Annotated in this window: 11 protein-coding genes; all 11 read left to right on the top strand. The window is 58.7% G+C overall.

Annotated elements, in window-relative coordinates; translation table 11 throughout:
* Positions 1–23: 23 nt before the first annotated feature.
* Entirely contained in the window at positions 24–2195 is a 2172-nt protein-coding gene (locus AABO57_15860) for a bi-domain-containing oxidoreductase (protein ID MEK6287216.1), read from the top strand.
* A 10-nt stretch (positions 2196–2205) separates the two neighbouring features.
* Positions 2206–3252 (top strand): glycosyltransferase family 4 protein, encoded by a 1047-nt coding sequence (locus tag AABO57_15855; GenBank protein ID MEK6287215.1) that lies wholly within the window; start codon positions 2206–2208, stop codon positions 3250–3252.
* A 345-nt stretch (positions 3253–3597) separates the two neighbouring features.
* A complete protein-coding gene (locus AABO57_15850; protein MEK6287214.1) occupies positions 3598–4458 on the top strand; it encodes a class I SAM-dependent methyltransferase in 861 nt (286 codons plus the stop codon).
* A 507-nt stretch (positions 4459–4965) separates the two neighbouring features.
* Positions 4966–7530: an alginate lyase family protein gene (locus tag AABO57_15845; GenBank protein ID MEK6287213.1), complete on the top strand. Its 2565-nt coding sequence runs from the start codon at positions 4966–4968 to the stop codon at positions 7528–7530.
* Between the two features lie 6 nt (positions 7531–7536).
* Complete coding sequence (gene asnB, locus AABO57_15840) at positions 7537–9492, top strand: asparagine synthase (glutamine-hydrolyzing) (protein MEK6287212.1); 1956 nt, start codon at positions 7537–7539, stop codon at positions 9490–9492.
* A gap of 6 nt (positions 9493–9498) precedes the next feature.
* Complete coding sequence (locus AABO57_15835) at positions 9499–10878, top strand: glycosyltransferase family 4 protein (GenBank protein ID MEK6287211.1); 1380 nt, start codon at positions 9499–9501, stop codon at positions 10876–10878.
* 1 nt (position 10879) lies between these two features.
* Positions 10880–12193: a UDP-glucose/GDP-mannose dehydrogenase family protein gene (locus tag AABO57_15830; GenBank protein MEK6287210.1), complete on the top strand. Its 1314-nt coding sequence runs from the start codon at positions 10880–10882 to the stop codon at positions 12191–12193.
* A gap of 23 nt (positions 12194–12216) precedes the next feature.
* Entirely contained in the window at positions 12217–13134 is a 918-nt protein-coding gene (locus AABO57_15825) for a serine/threonine-protein kinase (GenBank protein ID MEK6287209.1), read from the top strand.
* A gap of 171 nt (positions 13135–13305) precedes the next feature.
* Positions 13306–14172: an AAA family ATPase gene (locus AABO57_15820; protein MEK6287208.1), complete on the top strand. Its 867-nt coding sequence runs from the start codon at positions 13306–13308 to the stop codon at positions 14170–14172.
* Positions 14173–14493: 321 nt separating this feature from the next.
* On the top strand, positions 14494–18033 hold the full coding sequence (locus tag AABO57_15815) for a protein kinase (protein ID MEK6287207.1): 3540 nt from the start codon (positions 14494–14496) through the stop codon (positions 18031–18033).
* Between the two features lie 75 nt (positions 18034–18108).
* On the top strand, positions 18109–19455 hold the full coding sequence (locus tag AABO57_15810; GenBank protein ID MEK6287206.1) for a hypothetical protein: 1347 nt from the start codon (positions 18109–18111) through the stop codon (positions 19453–19455).
* The last annotated feature ends 77 nt before the right edge of the window (positions 19456–19532 follow it).

The following is a 19532-nucleotide window of genomic DNA, read 5'->3' as shown; positions in this document are numbered from 1 at the left end:
AGGTTGCGCTTGATAAAGACGAGATGAAACAGGTTCTGCGAAAAGGATTCAAAGAAATAGTCGTTGACGAAGTCCCCGACCCAATGGTCGTGCCGCATCACGTACTCGTTCGTCCCCACTACTCGCTCATCAGCAGCGGAACCGAGACGGCCAGCATTCATCAGGACGGCGTCTTGAAGGAAGTCGCCGACAATCCGTCACACTTGCGAAAGATTCGCGACGTGATGAAAGCGGTAGGCCCTGTGCGCACCGTCACGGAAGTCAAAGCAAAGTTTAGCGAGTACGCCGTGCTCGGATACTCAGGCGCGGGCGTTATTGTAGACAAACATCCGACGGTCACCGATCTGGAGATTGGCGACCGCGTGGCGTACGGCGGCGAGGGCACCGGGCACGGCGAAACAATCCTGGCCGGGCGAAATCTCGTGGCGAAAATGGCCGACTCGGTTGGCTTCGAACACGCCTGCTTCACGACTCTGGGCAGCATCGCGCTAAACGCCGTGCGCACCGCGAACATCGGCGTCGGCGATACGGTTGCGGTGATCGGTCTCGGGCTCGTCGGGCAGCTTGTCGCCCAACTGGTGAGGCTTCAAGGCGGCGCGGTCATCGCCCTCGATCTCAAAGCTGATCGCGTCGAGCTCGCGCGAAGACTTGGCGCGGATTATGCGCTGGCCGGCGGCAACTCGACCGCGCAGGAAGTGCGCGCACTCACATCGGGCCGCGGAGCGGATTGCGTGATAGTCGCCGCGGCCGCAAAGTCAGCGGCTCCCGCCCGGCTGGCCCTGGAGCTTTGTCGCGATCGCGGCCGACTGGTGATAGTCGGCGCCGTGGAGCTGAATCTCCCCTGGTATGAAATGTATCTGAAAGAGATTCAACTGTTCATGTCACGCGCATACGGGCCGGGCAGCTACGACTCGGATTATGAAAAGCAGGCGCGCGATTACCCGTTCGCTTACGTGCGCTGGACTGAGAACCGGAACATGGAAGAGTTTCTGCGGCTCATCGCTTTGGGCCGCGTGGAGCTTGAGCCGCTCATCACTCATCAGTTCGACCTGGATCAGTCGGCCGCGGCTTATCAAACAATCCTCAATCCATCTTCCAACAGCCTCGCGGTGTTGTTGCGCTACCGGGAGGCTGAATCCGATGAACCGGCAGCGGCTTTCAGGCCGCGAAGGAAAGTTCAGGTTGCGGCGCAATCGGCTGTCCTGTCTGAAGTGCAAGTCGCGCTGGTTGGCGCCGGCAATATCGCGCGATGGGATCATCTGCCCAACCTGAAAAAGGCTCCGGGCGCCACTTTGCGGGCAGTCTGCTCGACGAGCGGCGCGCGGGGAAAAACCTACGCTCTCAGGTTCGGCGCGGCTTACTGCTGTTCTGACTACGAAGAGATTCTCAGCGATCCCGAGATTGACGTGGTGATGATTGCGAGCCGCAACCAGTATCACGGCGCGCAGTCTCTTGCCGCGCTCCGCGCAGGCAAACACGTCTTCGTCGAAAAGCCGATGGCGCTGACCGAAGAAGAGTGTCGCGATATTTGCCGCGCAGTCAAAGAAACTGGAAAGCATCTCACGGTTGGATTCAATCGCCGCTTCGCTCCTTTCTACGTCGAGATGAAAAAGCAGCTCGCTCTTCGCTCGGGGCCGGCGGTGCTGAATTGCCGCATCAATTCGCCGGGCATCAGCGGCGACTATTGGATGGCCGACCCGGCAACGGGCGGAGCTATCCTGGGCGAAGCGTGCCACTTCGTCGACCTGCTTTACTGGCTGCTCGATTCTGAACCGGTCGCGGTTTCTGCTTATTCGCTTCCGACCGGCAAGAAGGAGCCGATTGGCGAGAACAATCTTGTTGCAAGCTTTCGTTTCGAGGACGGCTCCATCGGCAACCTCACTTATTGCACCGTCGGGAGCCGCGCTTCCGCGGGCGAGCGCGTGGAAGCCTTTGCGCAGGGGGCCGGCGTCGTGGTCGAAGACTTCAAGCGCCTGAAAATTCAGACCGGTCTCCAACGTAAACGCTCGCGCCTGTTTGCGGATAAAGGCTATCGCGCTCAACTCGAATCTTTCCTAACCTCAATTCGCAAAGGCACGACGCCTGAAGTGACGGCGCGCGACGGGGCGCGCGCCACCATTGGCTGTCTGCGCATGCTCGAGTCTGCGCGAACCAGGCGCCCGTGCGCGATTGATCCGGACGAAACTATCGGATGAACTGACTGCAATGCGGATTCTTGAAATCGGACCATATCCGCCTCCTCACGGCGGCGTTCAAACCCACCTGGTGGCGATTCGCGAGTATCTTCGCCGGCGAGGGATTTCTTGCGCCGTCATCAACGTGACACGCAATCGTCAGCCCGATGCCGATGAAGTCTATTACCCCAAGAGCGGGCTCGAGGTCGTGAAGCTTCTGTTGCGGCTGCGCTATGACGTCGTTCACCTGCACTTCGGCGGCACGCTTACTGCGCGATTGCTGGCGCTTGGATTTATCTGCACCTTGATCCCTTGGCGCAAGGTCGTCCTGACATTTCATTCCGGCGGCTATCCGGTTTCCGGCGAAGGCCGCGGCGCTCATCGCCGCACACTGCGCGGTTTCGTATTCCGCCGGTTCGATAGAGTTATTGGAGTCAATCAGCAGCTCGTGGACTTATTCAAGAGGCTCGGCGTGAGACCCGATAGGATTCGCCTGATACAACCTCACGCGCTATCCATCGAACCGGCCGAGTCGCTTTCGCCTCGGTTGCAGCGCTTCTTCGAATCTCACACGCCCTTGCTCACGACTGTTGGATTGCTGGAGCCTGAGTATGATCTTTCGCTTCAAATCGAAGCTCTCGGCGCGGTACGCGAGCGATTTCCAAAGGCCGGTCTGGTGATCATCGGCTCAGGCAGCCTCGAAGCTGATCTGCGAACGCAAATCAGCGGCAAGCCATATGCTCAACACATATTGCTGCCCGGAGACGTTCCACATCGAGAGACGCTGCGGGTGATTGCCGAAAGCGATCTATTCCTGCGCACGACGCTTTACGATGGCGATTCGATCTCCGTGCGCGAGGCCTTGCACATCGGAGTGCCGGTGATTGCGACCGACAACCAGATGCGCCCAAGCGGGGTTGATTTGATTCCGGCGTCGGGCATTAACGCGCTTCGCGGAGCTATTGAACGACGACTGACAAACAGCAGCGAGCGGCAAAGTTGTGGCCCTGCCGATGAGCAGAACCTCGAAGCTGTGTTTGAGCTTTATCAGGAATTGGTGAAAGAGACGAGATCGTGATTTTAGAACAGATGGGCTTCGCTAATCCAACCGACGGCAAAGACTGTGTCAAAACCTCCAGCTTCAGTTGGGGGATCGCCCTCCGGTAGAAGGGCCATGTTTATGGAACGGGAGGCTGCGCCAGGCCGCACTCCGTTAGGAGGGCGAACCCCCAACTTCAAGTTGGGGGTTTTTACACAGTCGCTGCCATGGGTGGGATTCGCCAATTGTAAAACGTGGCCGATTCGGACTTTCTATTCTCATTAATGATGGGATTGGTTGGGCGCGTTCGGCCCGCGGTTAAGCCGGCGTGCAGAATTGGACTAAAGTCCAGCGAGGCGGAAGAGAGGGAGGAACAGCGAGGATATGATGGTTGAAGCACAAATCGAATCGGGGATGAGATTGCACGAACGTGAAGTCGCTTCAGGCGAGAGGTTCGAGTTCGGAAAAAACTGGGCTCGATTTCTGACGCTCGTCGACGAAGACAGAATCGCTAGGGCCGCGAGCTCGCTCAAGAATTGGCTCGAAGTCGAAGACCTGAACGGCAAGAGCTTCCTGGATATCGGCTCGGGCAGCGGTCTGTACAGCCTCGCCGCGCGACGCCTGGGAGCGCGAGTGCATTCCTTCGACTATGATCCGTACTCTGTAGCTTGCACGGCTGAGCTGAGGCGGCGCTATTTCGCCGGCGACCTGAGCTGGAAGGTTGAGGAGGGTTCCGCGCTGGATGTGGATTATCTGAAGTCGCTCGGAACGTTCGACGTCGTTTACTCCTGGGGGGTGCTGCACCACACCGGCCAGATGTGGCGGGCGCTTGATAACGCTCGATTGCCGGTCGCGGAAGGCGGCAAGCTGTTCATCGCGATCTACAACGATACAGGCAGCCAGAGCGCGCGCTGGAAATGGATAAAACGAACCTATAACAATCTGCCCAGGATTTTGAGGCTCCCGTTCATTCTTGTGGTCTCGGCGCCGAGTGAGACGAAATCAGCGCTTCGCGCACTCGTGAGTTTTAAGATCCGAGAGTACGTTCGCTCGTGGACCGAGCCGCGCCCGGAGCGAGGTATGAGCCGCTGGCGGGACATCGTCGACTGGGTAGGCGGCTATCCGTATGAAGTCGCCAAGCCCGAAGAGCTCTTCGACTTTTACCGAGCGCGCGGCTTTGCGCTGGCTCGCATGCAATGCGGAGGCGTGGGGCTCGGTTGTAGCCAATTCGTGTTTAAGAAGTAAGTCCCGAGTTTGACACCTCACAGACTGAAGATCATCGCCCTCGTGGGAGGTTGCAGTAAGAACCCCAGCTAAGCAGTTGGTGGAGCAACCCCGACGGGGTTGCATCTCTCAGCCCAGGGTTGCTGTACTCGGCTACCCTGGGTGACGGTGCCGCGCCGAGTCGGTTGTTGGTGGCAACCTCGAAGGGGTTGCGGCCTAGGTAGCAGTTTACACAGCACCGGCACGTTTCGTTGTTCATCTTCCTTGGCGCGAGAGGCGCAACCCCTTTGGGGTTGGGACCCGTCGCGATCCGGCGTCCCAAGGTAGCCGAGTACGACAACCTTGGGCTATGAGATGCAATCCCGTTGGGATTGGCCTTAATGGTCCCCTCCGACCACCAACGTTGGCGCAATACCCAAAAGGGTCATATCCGCCGGCCTCGCTTCTGGGGAAATCCCTCAAATAGACATTTTAGATACATGAACGCCGAGTCTGTCGATGGGCGCCGCGAGAAGGACCAATTCCCCAATGGCCTCTACTATCGCACAATTGAAGAAGCTCCGCGGAAAGAGCCTTCACGAGATAGGTGTTCGCAGCCGGCAGGAACTCGCCAAACTGAACGAGCGCCTCCTTCGCGCGGGCACCGTGGAGATGGCCGACGAAGCGCTGCTTCGCGAGATCGATCCCGCGTCGCGCAACGGAAACGGCGAAGGCTCGGCGATGCTCATTCTCGATCGCATCCGTTCTTCGACCACATCGGCTTCTCACTCGACAACCCCGCTTCCGTTCTTCGCTTCGCTTGCTCGCCGCGACGAGACTTCCGCAATAATTAAGCAGCGCTTCCCAAATGAACGGCAAGCGATCCTCGAACGCGCGGAGCGGGCAATTCGCGGCCGCTTCGATCTGCTCGGCTTCACTGATCTGAGCTTTGGCGATCCGATCGATTGGCATCTCGATCCAACGACCGGCAAGCGAACGCCACTCACTCATTGGAGCAAGATCGACTATCTGGACCCAAATATCGCAGGCGATAAGAAGGTTACCTGGGAACTAAACCGGCACGCGCACTTTGTCACGCTCGGGCAGGCATACTGGCTGACCGGCGATGAGCGTTTCGTTGAAGCATTCGTTTCGCAGGCGTCGTCGTGGATGGACGCCAACCCGCCGAAGATCGGCATCAATTGGGCGAGCAGTCTCGAGCTTTCGTTTCGAGTGATCGCCTGGCTTTGGGCGCTGCATTTATGCGCCGATTCGGATCGCCTGGTTTCAAAGTTCGTTTCGCGCTTCTTCAAATATCTGATCGCCCAGGGCCGTCACATCGAGTCGTATCTCTCACACTACTTCAGCCCCAACACGCACCTGACCGGCGAGGCGCTCGGGTTGTTCTATCTGGGGGCGGCGCTGCCTGAACTGGCGCGCGCGAAGCGCTGGTCTGTTACCGGCCTCGGCGTATTGTTGAATCAACTACCAGAGCACATCCGTCCCGACGGAGTCTACTTCGAGCAGTCATCTTACTATCACCGCTACACCGTGGACTTCTACACGCATCTTCTCTTGCTTGCTCGCGCGGCCAACGTGAAGCTGCCGCGCGAAGTGGAAGACCGGCTCGCGCTGGCTCTTGATCACCTGATGTGGATCGGCAGACCCGACGGCACATCGACGCGCTATGGCGATGACGATGGAGGGCGGCTGCTCTCGCTGAACGCCCGCCCGGCCGATGATTTTCGCGACACGCTTGCGACGGGCGCGGCGTTGCTGGGTAGGGGCGACTGGAAGTTCGTCGCCGGCGATGCGGCGATCGAGACGCTATGGCTCGGCGGCCCGGACGCACTCTCTTGCTACGATCAGATCGAAGCGAGCGCCCCACTCGATAACAGTCGCGCGTTTGACGATGGCGGCTGTTACGTTATGCGAGACGGGTGGTCCAAGCAGTCCAGCTACGTGCTCGCGGATTGTGGACCTCACGGTTCATCTACCGGCGCTCACGGGCATGCGGATGCGCTCGCATTCGAGTACGCCTTAGACGGAAAAACCTGGCTGGTGGACCCGGGGACCTTCACCTACACGGGTGATGCGAGCCTGCGCGATCAGTTCCGCTCAAGCGAAGCACACAATACCGCGACCGTCGACGACCAGCCGCAGTCGGTTCCAGCCGGACCTTTTGGATGGGAGCACATCGCTCGATCTAACGCGAATGAGTTCATCTCCGACAGCGCGTTTGATTATTTCGAGGGCTCCCACGATGGCTATGAGCGGCTCGATGACCCGGTCACACATACCAGGTCGCTCTTCTTTTTGAAGCAGAGCTCCGAGTATTCTCCGCTGCTTTTTGTGCGCGATCAGTTCGACGCTCGCCAACGCCATCGCTACGCTTTGCGATATCACATAGCGCCGGGTAGCTCTGTTATTGCCGGCGACAACAACGTGAAGGCTTTGGACGCTTCCGGGAACGCGCTGTCAATCAGCGTGTTTGGTCAGAGCGAGCAGAAGACACAAATCGCAGACGGATGGGTGTCACGAGGCTACGGTCAACGCGAACCCGCGCCTGTGGCGCTGTTCGAATCTGAAGGCGAAAGGGTTCACGAGCTCGTCAGCGTTATAGCTTCCTCCGCCGGCGCTCATCAAGCACCGCCGGTCATCGAAGAAACGCGTGTCACTCGGCAGGACGTGATCACCCTGGAGGACCGTTCCTACGGCGTGTATTCGATCCGTGCCGGCGACTTGCTCGATGTCATTTTGATGGGTGAGCAAGCGACACCGATCAGACACGGCTTGATAACGACGTCCGGCTCGATGGGGTGGGCGCGATTCGTCGCCGGAACTTTCACGCGCGGCTGCTTGATAAACGGAAGCAGATTCGAACTGGAGTGCTTGGCCCTCGATTCGCCCAGTACCTTTAGATGGTGCGCCCTTCAAATAAATCGAGGCCAGATTGAGATTACTATTCACGGCGCCAGCCGTTTTGACTTATCCTTCTACAACCCCCAGACCAAAGTCGTGGTCAACAATCTCAGCTTCGATTTAGCATCAGGCTCCCGGGCGGCCCGGTTCGCCGTCGAAGGCTCAGTCTGGAAGCTTTTAGGAGAGGAATAAGTCTGGATGTGTGGCATCTGCGGCATCGCAATTCCGGAAAAGCTGAACCGCTCGGTTGACGCGGCGGCGCTGGTTCGCATGCGCGATAGCCTCACGCATCGCGGACCTGATGATGCCGGAGTGTTCGTCGATGGAGCTGTTGGGCTCGGACATCGGCGGCTTTCCATCGTCGATCTGGCCGGCGGTCACCAGCCGATGCCTAACGAGGACGGCAAGGTCTGGATAACTTACAACGGCGAGGTGTACAACCATCGCGAGCTGCGCCCGGCGCTCGAGGAACGCGGGCACGTTTACCAAACCGCCAGCGACACCGAAACGATAATTCACTTATACGAAGAACGCGGCCCGCGCGCGGTCGAGCAGCTTCGCGGGATGTTCGCATTCGCGATATGGGACGCGCCGCGGCGCCGGCTCGTGTTGGCGCGCGACCGGCTTGGAATCAAGCCGCTGTATTACACGCTTTCTGATGATGGCGTAATCTGCTTCGCGTCGGAGATCAAAGCTCTTATAGAGGCGCGCGCGGTGAGAGCCGAACTCAACTACGATGCGTTGGCAGATTACGCCGCCAACCGTTCCACCTCCGGCGAAGACACTCTGTTTCGCGGCGTGAAGCGATTGCTTCCAGGACACATCCTGGTATGGAGCGACGGGCAAATTCGAATCGAGCGCTACTGGGATGTAAGCTTCGCAAAACCCGATGAGCCCCTCAGCGACGGCCAATACATCGACCAGTTTGAAGATCTGTTTCGCGAGTCCGTACGGCTGCGATTAATGGCTGATGTGCCGCTTGGCGTGTTCCTTTCGGGAGGGATCGATTCGAGCGCCATCGTCGCCGTGATGAGCGAGATGGTCGCCGAACCGATCAAGACTTTCTCGGTAGCCTTCGACGAGCGCGAAGCCAACGAGCTCGAATACGCGCGGACGGTGGCGCGCGCGTTCGGCGCCGATCATCACGAAGTCATCGTCAGCCCGCAGCAATTCTTTGACGCGCTGCCCGCGCTGGTCTATCAGGAAGACGAGCCGATCGCCCATCCCTCGAGCGTCCCGCTTTATTTCGTCTCGAAGCTGGCGAGCCGCCACGTCAAGGTAGTGCTGACCGGCGAGGGAAGCGACGAGCTGCTGGCAGGATACGACAAGTATCGCAAGACTGTTTTCAACCTGGCGCTCGGCCGAGCTTATCAAACCACGATGCCTGCTTCAGTGCGGCGCGCGATCGAGCGAGCGATTCTGAAACTGAACGGCACATCGCGCGTTCGGCAAAAGCTCTCGCGCACTTTCTTTTGTCTTCAGCCCGAGATTGAAGACATCTACTTCGACAACTTCTCGGTCTTTTCACGAGCGATGCAGCGGCGTCTTTTCACCGGCGAAGCGCGCGAACAGATGACTCAAAGCGATCCGTATCGTACATCGCTGGACCTGGTTGGAACCGCGGATTCAGACTCGTTGCTCGATCAGTTGCTCGCCGCCGATCTCAAGACTTACTTGCACGAGCTGTTGATGAAGCAAGACCAGATGAGCATGGCCGCTTCAATCGAAAGCCGCGTGCCTTTTCTCGATCACAAGCTGGTCGAGTTCGCCGCCGCGTTGCCGGTGAATATGAAGCTTCGAGGCTTGACCCCGAAATATATTCTGCGGAAGGCGATGCGCGATCTGTTGCCGAAGGAGATTTTGACTCGCCGCAAGATGGGCTTTCCGGTTCCCGTCGGCAAGTGGCTTCGCGGCCCATTCAGCCACGTGGTCGATGAGTACTTGCTGAATCCGCGGTCGCTCGAAAGAGCGATATTCAACGCCGACTTCGTTCGTGAGCTGGTTGCGCAACACCGGGCGGGCGAAAACCATACCGAGAGGCTATGGGCGCTGATCAACTTCGAAATCTGGCAACGGCGTTTCTTCGATGGCGAGCCGGTCAGCTCCGAGACTGGGGTCGCGCGCCAGTTGGCGACCGCAAGCGCGATTGTTTAGGCAGATATGAGAATTCTTTGGGTCAAAGCGGGCAAGCTGCTCCCGGTAGACACCGGCGGGAAGATCCGGTCGTACAACATTCTTCGCCGGCTCCAGGCGAGAAATGATGTCACGTTGCTGTCTTACTATGGCGGGCCGCGCGACGAGGCTTACGAGAAAGAGATCGAAGAGCACTTGCCGGGCGCAATGGCTGTTCACACCGGAGGATCGGACTCGAACATGCTCGCGAGCGGCTTCGACTATCTACGCCGGCTTCGTTCAAAGGCACCCTACGCGGTCACTAAATTCACCTCGCGTAAGGTGCAAAGCAAGATCGCGGCGTTGCTGGCAGCAAACCGCTTTGACGTGGCGGTGTGTGATTTTCTGGCGGCCTCGCTCAACTTTCCAAGCGCGCTTGAAACACCGACCGTTCTGTTTCAGCATAACGTCGAGTCGTCGCTCTGGCAGCGGCAGGCTCGTTACGAACCTGATTTTTTCAAGCGAATGATCTTTAAGCTGGAGGCGGCTAAGATGCTTCGTTACGAACGCGCGGCAGTTGGCAGGTTTCATCACGTGATCGCCGTGTCGGACAACGACCGCGAGCTTATGAGCACGATGACCGGCGTCTCCCGGATAAGCGTGGTTCCCACAGGAGTAGACTTGCAGCAGTATCGGGCCGGGCGAGAGGTCACGGAACAGGCGAAGCCAAACGAGCCAGCGCCTGGGAGCGCAGGCATCCCTGCCTGCTTGGCGTCTGCGCGGGAAGAAGCAGGCAGGGATGCCTGCGCTCCCAGATCGCTTGTGGTCTTTGCTGGGTCGATGGACTGGGAAGCAAACATCGATGCCGTGGATTATTTCTGCCGCGAGATCTGGCCTGCGGTGAAACGGGCAGTGCCCGGCGCGCGATTCAGAATCGTCGGGCGAAATCCTCCTCCGCGAGTCCTTAAGCTCGCGAGCGACTCGATTGAAGTGACCGGCACAGTCGCGTCGGTGATCGAACACTATCGAGAAGCAACGGTTAATATCGTCCCGTTGCGTGTCGGCGGCGGAACGCGTTTGAAAATCTACGAAGCGATGGCGATGGGCAAAGCTACGGTATCGACGTCGATTGGAGCCGAGGGGCTGGACGTGAATGACGGCAGCGACATCTTGATTGCCGATTCCTCGGAGAAGTTTGCCGACTCGATGATCGCTCTGTTGAAGAACGAACAGTTGCGCGGTAGCATCGAGAACGCTGCAGCCGAGCAGGCGGCGCGCTATGATTGGAAGGTGATCACGGAACGCTTTGAAGAGGTTTTGGCGCGAGTAAGCCTGGGAGCGCAGGCATCCCTGCCTGCTTCTTCCCGCGCTGCTTCTTCCGGCGCAAAGGCCAGGCAGGCAGGGATGACTGCGCTCCCAAAGGTTTGAAATGAAACTAAGCATATTTGGTCTGGGTTATGTCGGGTGCGTTTCGGCCGCCTGCTTCGCCAACAACGGCGATGAAGTCATCGGCGTCGACGTGAACCCGCTGAAGGTCGACATCATCAACGGCGGCCGAAGCCCAATAGTCGAGCCGGGAATCGAAGAGTTGATCGCCCGGGCGGTGAAGCAGGGGAAGCTTCGCGCTACAAGCGACGCCAACGAAGCGGTCGCCAACTCGGACGTCTCGCTTGTGTGCATAGGCACGCCCGGCAATCACAATGGCAGCCTCGATCTGAGCTACATCAAGAGAGCGTGTCAGCAGATCGGCGAAGCGCTCGCCGAGAAGGGCCGCTATCACATCGTCGCAATGCGCAGCACGATGCTGCCGGGCACGATCGAGCAGGTCGTCATTCCCACGCTCGAAGTTTTCTCTGGCAAGCGCGCCGGGCGCGACTTCGGCGTCGCGGTCAACCCGGAGTTCTTACGCGAGGGCACCTCGATTTATGACTTCAGCCATCCGCCGTTTACGTTGATCGGCGCCGACGATGAAGAATCGCTTCTTCCCTTGCAGCGGCTTTACGCAAGCATCGAAGCTCCGCTGGTCAACGTGGGAATCAAAGAGGCCGAGATGGTCAAGTACGCGTGCAATAGTTTTCACGCGTTGAAAGTCACTTTCGCCAACGAGATCGGCAACATCTCGAAAGCGCTCGGAGTGGACAGCCACGTTGTGATGGATGTCTTCTGCAAAGACACCAAGCTCAACCTGTCACCTTATTATCTCAAGCCGGGGTTTGCGTTCGGCGGATCGTGTCTGCCAAAAGACCTCCGCGCGATAACTTACAAGGCGAAAGAGCTGGACGTAGAAGCCCCGATGCTCAACTCGATCCTGTTGAGCAACCGCCAGCAGATCGATCGGGCGGTCGATACGGTGCTGCGAAGCGGGCGCAAGAACGTCGGTGTGTTAGGGCTGAGCTTTAAGGCGGGCACGGACGACCTGCGCGAAAGCCCCATGGTGACGCTTATCGAAACGTTGATAGGCAAGGGTCTGAAGCTGACGATCTACGATCGCGATGTCGAGCTTGCCAGGTTGTTCGGCGCCAACAAACAGTACATCGAGCGCGAGATTCCGCACATTTCTTCGCTGATGAATTCTGACCTGGGGGCGGTGATCGAACAGGCCGAGATCATCATCATCGGAAAGAAAGAAGACGAGTTTCGCGTGCTTGCTGAAAAGCTGAACAATGGACGCTTGATCATCGATCTGGTCCGGCTGTTTGATGTGCCGGACACACGGAAGCAGTATCAGGGCATCTGCTGGTGAGGCAGCACGGACCTTAGTCTGCTATGAATGCAAGGGTCATCAGTATTGGAGACAGACGCCGGGACGCGGTAACGGCGCAGCGTCCGGTTGCCGCGGCTGCCGCGCCTGTCGCTGAACCGGACATCGAGCGTGTTCGGCGAGCGCTTGCGAACAGCTTCACCGTTTTGAAAACGCTTGAATCGGATTCTGAGGTCGAACGCTATCTGGCGCGCGACCTGCGCGGCGGGACTGTGCAGCTCAAGGTCCTTTCAACCCACGCGGCCGGCCACGCCCGAGCGCGAGAGTTGTTCTACCTCGAGGCTCAAGCCGCGTCGAAGCTGGCGCACATGAACATTTTGGCTAACACCAATGCCGAACACGCGCACGGCGTTGATTTCTGCGTCGTCGAGCACAAGCAAGACGCCCGAACGCTCGGCGACTTACTCGATCGGAACGGCTGGCTCGATGCAACTCAAGCTGCGCAAATCGCCGATCAGATCGCCAGCGCGCTTGATCACGCGCACATGATGGGCGTGTTGCATTTGCGGCTGCAGCCCGAATGCGTGCTCGTCGAACCCGATGGCTGGGTGACGATTGCGGACTTCGGAGTAGAAGCAAACGCGGGTTCGGAAAGGTGGAAAGGACCGCGTGTTCAATACGCGAGCCCGGAGCTAACGCGGAGAGCGACGGTAGATCATCGCAGCGATCTGTATTCGCTTGGCGCGTTGCTTTACGAGATGCTGACCGACCGGACGCCGTTCGACTCGAATGACGCGGCCTACGTGAGTCGAAGGCAGGTGAGCTTCAGGCCATCACCGCCCCACTTGATTTCGCCGGATGTGCCCGAGGCGGTTTCGAATGTGGTTATGAAGCTGTTAGACCGAGAACCGGCCAAGCGCTTCGCCAGCGCGGCTGCGTTACAGGCGGCGCTCGATGATGCGATCAGTAGCTCTAAGAACTAATGGGCGTACCCAACAAGGAGCGCTCTGAAATACCACAACGACAGTTGGGGGAATCTTTCGTTCGTAGTCCCGCCTTCAGGCGGAAGTTTGAATCTGACGACACCCTTTAGCTACGAGCTTCCGCCTGAAGGCGGGACTACGAACGCGAGCTGACGAATGAGGAGCTGACCGATGTACCTTGAGTTCTACGGTCTGAAGGAAATGCCCTTCGGGCTGACGCCGGACCCCAGATACATATTCAAGACCGAGAGCCACCTTGAAATGCTCGCGACGGTCCGCTACGCGATCGAGCACAACAAAGGGCTCGTCGTCGTGGTCGGCGAAGTGGGCACCGGCAAGACGACCACGTTGCGCGCAGCGCTTCAGCAGTTCAGTGACGAAGTGTTGTGCGTGTACATTTTCAATCCCTTTCTTACCGCGTCGGAATTCTTTGAGCAGTTGGCTGATGAGTTTGAGCTTGGTCTGAACAAGACCGCTTCAAAGCCCGAGTTGCTCGCGGCGCTCGGACACTTCCTCGCGTTGCGTCATTCGAAGGGTCAGCGCACGGTGCTGATCGTCGATGAGGCGCACGGCTTGCCGACGGCGCTGCTCGAAGAAATACGTTTGCTGTTGAACTTCGAGACGAACAGCGAAAAGCTGTTGCAGGTGATACTGTCAGGGCAGCCCGAGTTGCAGGATTCGCTCAACCGCCCGGCGCTTCGCCAGCTAAAACAACGGGTTTCGCTGCGCTGCCAGATCAAGCCGCTCAGCGTGTTCGAAATCAACAAGTACATCCGCTTCCGCTTGAAGCAAGCCGGCGCAACCAACGTGAACCTGTTTGATAGCGGCGCTATCGGTTTGATCGGCAATGTCTCGCAAGGCATCCCGCGCATAGTAAACAACATTTGTGACAACGCCCTCTTGTACGGCTACGCCGCCGGAGCCGAAGTGATCACACGCGACATAATCGAAGAAGTGATCGAATCGCTCGACCTTTCGCCAGGCGGAAGCAACCGGCGATCGGCTGCATATGATGACGAAGCAAGCTCCGGCATTTGAATTTGTAACCAACCTTTCGACCCGCCGATCAATCGCCTGGGCCACCGGATAAGCGTTAAGGTTACTTCGGGTGCTCAATAGCTTCACAGAAATCAATCTAACCTAACCGGTCTTGCGTGTTCCGACTTCGTCGCGCCGAATCGCGACAATCGGATTCTGATTCCGCGGTCGCGCCGGAATCAAATATGAAACCGTTTGACAAACCTCGACTGCCGGAGGTAGAAGAGGCACGGACAAGCAGACTCACACCTATTTCGCGCACAACGCCGGCTCCTGAAACGAAGGCTCTGGTATTTCAGGCGGCAACGCGAGCATCGTCGAATGATCACCCGGACTATCTCGCACTATCGCATCCTTGAAAAACTCGGTGCCGGTGGAATGGGTGAAGTTTTCCTTGCCGAGGACTTGAGGCTCGCGCGCAAGGTCGCGCTCAAGTTTCTCCCCACCGCGCTATGCTCCGATGAAGACAGGCTGCGCCGCTTCATGCTGGAAGCCCGAGCCGCGTCCGCGCTAAACCACCCGAACATCATAACCGTCTACGATATTGGCGACGATGAAGCAGGCCGCTTCATAGTCATGGAGTACATCGAGGGCCGCACGCTGCGCGCGATTGTGAATCAAAGAGCTTCTCTGAGCTCACTGGCCGCAATCGGGAGGCAGGTCTCCAGGGCGCTGGCCGTCGCGCACGCCGCCGGTATCATTCACCGCGACATCAAGCCTGAGAACGTGATGGTACGCGATGACGGCTATGTGAAGGTGCTCGACTTCGGCCTGGCGAGGCTCGCTTCGCCTGACGGCAATATCTCATCGGCTCAGACGGCGTTCGCGACCAGCCCCGGCGCGTTCATCGGCACGGCGGCCTACGTGTCACCGGAGCAGGCTCGCGCGGAACCTTTAGAGGTAGCAACCGACGTGTTCTCCTTAGGGATCGTCCTTTACGAACTGGCGACCACCAGGCATCCATTCAAGGCCGATTCGGTGATCGGCTTTCTGCACGCAATAGTGGCCGAGCCGGTTGTTTCCCCGTCGCTCCTCAACCCCGAAATCCCGGCGAGTCTCGACAGACTCATCCTTCAAATGCTGGAGAAGGACTGGCGCAACCGGCCCAGCGCAGTCGAGGTTGAAGCGGCTCTGGCCCAGTTGGATCGAAGCGCGGAATTGGAAGAGCACGTCACCTCCATTCTCCCCTCATCCACAATCCTTTCAGTAGCGGCGGCTCCCACAACTCCGCGGCGATTAACCGTCGGCCGCGAAGCAGAACGCGGGAGACTACAAGATGGATTTGCGGCGGCGGCAGCGGGGCACGGGTCGATGATTTGTATCGCGGGCGAGCCGGGGATCGGCAAGACAACTCTAGTCGAAGACTTTCTCGCGGAGTTGACGGCCAGCGGCGCACGTTCCGGCATCGCGCGCGGCCGCTGCTCGGAGCGCATGGCCGGCGCCGAAGCTTACCTGCCGTTTCTCGAGGCTCTCGAGAGCCTGTTGCGCGGAGAAGGCAGCGGAGCCGGCGCTCGACTAATGGCGGCGATAGCACCGACCTGGTACATCCAGGTGGCGCCTCAACTGACTGAAAGCACCTCGGATCGGCTCAACGATGAAGTAAGAAACGCGACTCAGCAACAGATGAAGCGGCAACTCGGCTCCCTGTTCGGTGAACTGTCACAGCAGCGTCCGTTGATTCTCTTCTTTGACGACCTTCAATGGGCCGATCTCTCAACCGTGGATCTGCTCGCCTACATCGCAACCAGGCTCGACGGAATGCGGCTGCTGATTCTGATCACCTATCGGTCATCGGAGATGCTGCTAAGCAAACATCCGTTCCTGCTGGTGAAGCTCGATCTGCAAGGCCGGGGGCTCTGTCACGAAATCCCTCTCGGACTACTCGACTCGGAGCACATCAGGAGTTTTCTATCGCTCGAGTTTCCCGGACACGATTTCCCGGGCGAGTTCGTCGAGCTGATATATGAAAAGACCGAGGGCAGCCCGTTGTTCATGGTCGATCTGCTGAGATATCTGCGCGACCGGGGAGTCATCAGGAAGCAAGAAGGCAAGTGGATCCTGGCGCAATCGGCGCCCGATCTGGCCCATGACTTACCCGAGTCGGTTCGAAGCATGATCGAACGTAAGCTCGACCAACTGGAGGAGGAAGATCGCAAGTTGCTGGTCTGCGCCAGCGTGCAAGGCTACGAGTTCGACTCGGCGGTCCTATCGAAAGCGCTCGGCGCCGATTCGGCCGACGTGGAGGAACGGCTGGAGATCCTGGAGCGGACACACGCGTTTGTGAAGCTCACCGGCGAGCAAGAGTTCCCGGATCGGACGCTGACGCTGCGCTATCGCTTCGTACACGCTCTCTATCAGAATGCGCTTTATGGATCGCTGAAACCCACACGCAAGGCGTCGCTGAGCGCGGCGGTTGCGCAGGCGCTGCTGAGCTTCTACGGTGACAAAAAAGCCTCCGAGGTGGCGTCTGAACTTGCGCTGCTCTTTGAATCGGCGCGGGACTTCGATCGCGCTTCAGCCTACTTCATGAGCGCCGCGAAACACGCCCTTAGCGTCTTTGCCTATCAAGAGGCAGCCGCTTTGTCGCGGCGCGGCGTCGACCTGATTCTCAAGCTGCCCGAAGGGCCGGAGCGCGACCAGCGAGAACTCGACGGTCAGATGACACTCGGCGTCACCCTTCCGCCGATAAAGGGGTTTGCCGCGCCGGAAGTCGAGCACGCCTTCAGCCGGGCCCGGCAACTCTGTCACCAGTTTGGTGAAAGCCCGAAGGTGTTCAGAGTGCTGTATGGGCTCTGGACCGTTTATGTGATCCGAGCGGACTTTCAAACGGCGAGCGATCTGGCGGACCGTCTTATGAAACTCGCCCAGATCGCGGAGCAGCCGCGCTTGTTGAGTCGCGCGCACTTCGCCCGGGGCTTTACGTCAGACTACATGGGGGACCACCGGCAAGCGCGTGAAAACTACGAACGGTTACTGACACTCGCTGATCCACAACAGTTTCTCGACGACGCTTACGCCTACGGCAATGATGCGGCGATGGTCGCTCAATCGCGTCTTGCCTGGCTGGTGTGGGTAGCCGGATATCCGGATCAGGCGGCAACCCTCACGGAGAAATGCGTCGAGACAGCCCGGCGTAAGGCACACCCGTTTACGTCGGCTTCGGCGTTGCTGACAATCCCGCAGCTCTACTTCGAACTTCGATTGCCGCACCGAGCTCAGGAGATTGCGGAGGAAGCGATGGCGATCTCGACTGAATACGGCTTTCCGTTGAACCTCGCTTATGCCGCGATTCATCGAGGTTGGGCGATTGCGTTACAGGGAAGATTCGAAGAAGGAATCGAAGAGATGCGGCGGCATTTTCAGGTGCTATCCGCCATGGGCGCTGAGATGTCGTGGACCGGATACCAGGTCTCGATGGCCGACGTGTATCGCGAAGCGGGGCACGTCGAGGAGGGATTGAAGGTCGTAGCCGAAGCCCTGGCAAGAGCTGACCGAACCGGCGAGCGCTTCTTCGAAGCCGAGCTTTACCGTGCCATGGGCGACCTCCTGGTGGAATTCGTTGACACGGGCAGGCAGGTCGATAGCACCTCACCGCCGAATGCCGAAAACCCGGGCGGCGATGGTGCAGAAGCAAGTTTTCTCAGGGCTATCAGTATCGCGCGGGAACGGGGTGCAAAGTCGCACGAACTCCGCGCCACGATCAGTCTCAGTCGTCTTATGGCGAAACAAGGCGAGCGCGGCCGTGCTCGCGAGATATTGGCTGATCTTCTAAGCTGGTTTCGAGAAGGGTTCGATACATCGGATCTGAGGACCGCACGCGCACTTTTGAGCGAACTCGAAAAAACGGCGAGCGCGGATTGATCGGCGCAGGGACCCGGGCGTGTGATGACTACAACGAAATGGACAAACGAGTTCCTTGATTCAACGGAGGACACAATGACTATTCCTGTGAATGACCTGGCAAGCTACTCGCTGTTGGACGCCTTGCGAGATCGGCGATCGCGGCGGTTTGGGTTGGGAATGAAGATGGAAGGCGCGTTGGCCTTTGAGAGCAAGCGCGATCCAATGCCCCTCACCGACGACGAGGAGGCCCTGCTGGCCTTTGCGGCTTGCGGGGTCACGGGCTATGCGCTCGCCGATCTCGCCTTCGCTCCCGGACAGGGCGGCGACATCATGACTCACTTGATCGCTCGGGCGGTCTCCAGTGGGGACGGCGCGCAAGCGGTCGCGATCATCGTGAGCAACGATACGGGAACCTACTACTTCAAGCGGCCGCAGGACCTGACTTACGACGAAGCGAGAGACCTGGTCGAGGCGGCCCGAAAAGGAAACCTCACCGAGTTCTACAAGAGAACCCGGGTAAAGATAAAAGACGGCCGCGCGGCGCCTCCCATCGATCCAATGTACAACCTGAATTGCAATCACTGGTCGGTCTACAAGCCGGGTACCAGTTATTACGTTCCCATAAACGACCTCTCTTTTATTTACATCAACGGGCTGCTGAACATCTTGAGTCCCGACACCGGCGCTTACATCCTGGACGAACGCGCAAACTTCAAGTCGGCGGGACTGGAGCGATTCGCTCGAAGTAAAGGCGGGCACTTGAACGACGATCCCGCGGCTCACGAGGTTCTAACCATACAACGCATGGAGATTGGGGTTGCCGAACTGGTTGCGATCGAGCAGGGCATGATGCACCAGAACATGGCGTTGATGGCGCAGGCAATGGGAATCGGCGGCTTCCCAAATTATGCGGTTCACGAATTTGGCTGGTTCCAGGCACTCGGCTTTCGAATGGGACAGATGCCCACCAGTCGATACTTCGGTGAAGGCCATCTGTTCACGATCGAGGCAACTCTGCTCCGCCGCGATCTACCGATCCCATTCCCGCTCGGGCTGGAGTCGGGTGAACAGGTGCTGCTGCGGGGACACTGTCCGCCGTATTTCGCGACGATGCGCGACGCCGTCATGGCGGTTGTCGCGGAAAAGTTCGGCCCGGAAGGAACCTTTCGCGGAAAGATTGGGCTCAGCGAGTGGCGCGACCCGGCAGGCGTCCAGGCCGCCACTCCCGGGTCAAGCGAAGAAGGTATCGAAGCGACGATTGCCTACTGCGAGTATGTATACGATCGGTATGGGCGGTTCCCCGGCTTCGTTGCCCCGTTCCGCACGATACTGGGCTTTCAGGCAGCGCATCTCGATGTCGACTACTACGATCGCTACTACAAACCCGAAGCGCTCTCATCAACTCACCGCGAGCATATGGCGCGCTGGCACAGCGAGTAACCTGGGAGCGCAGGCATCCCTGCCTGCCTCTTTCGCGAACGTTATTTTATTTATAGGGGCACGCCCGGCAGGCAGGG

The sequence above is a fragment of the Acidobacteriota bacterium genome, from assembly GCA_038040445.1.
GTDB classification, from domain to species: domain Bacteria; phylum Acidobacteriota; class Blastocatellia; order UBA7656; family UBA7656; genus Onstottus_A; species Onstottus_A frigus.
The sequence above is the reverse complement of the archived record's forward strand: the minus strand, read 5'-3'. Positions and strand labels throughout refer to the sequence as shown.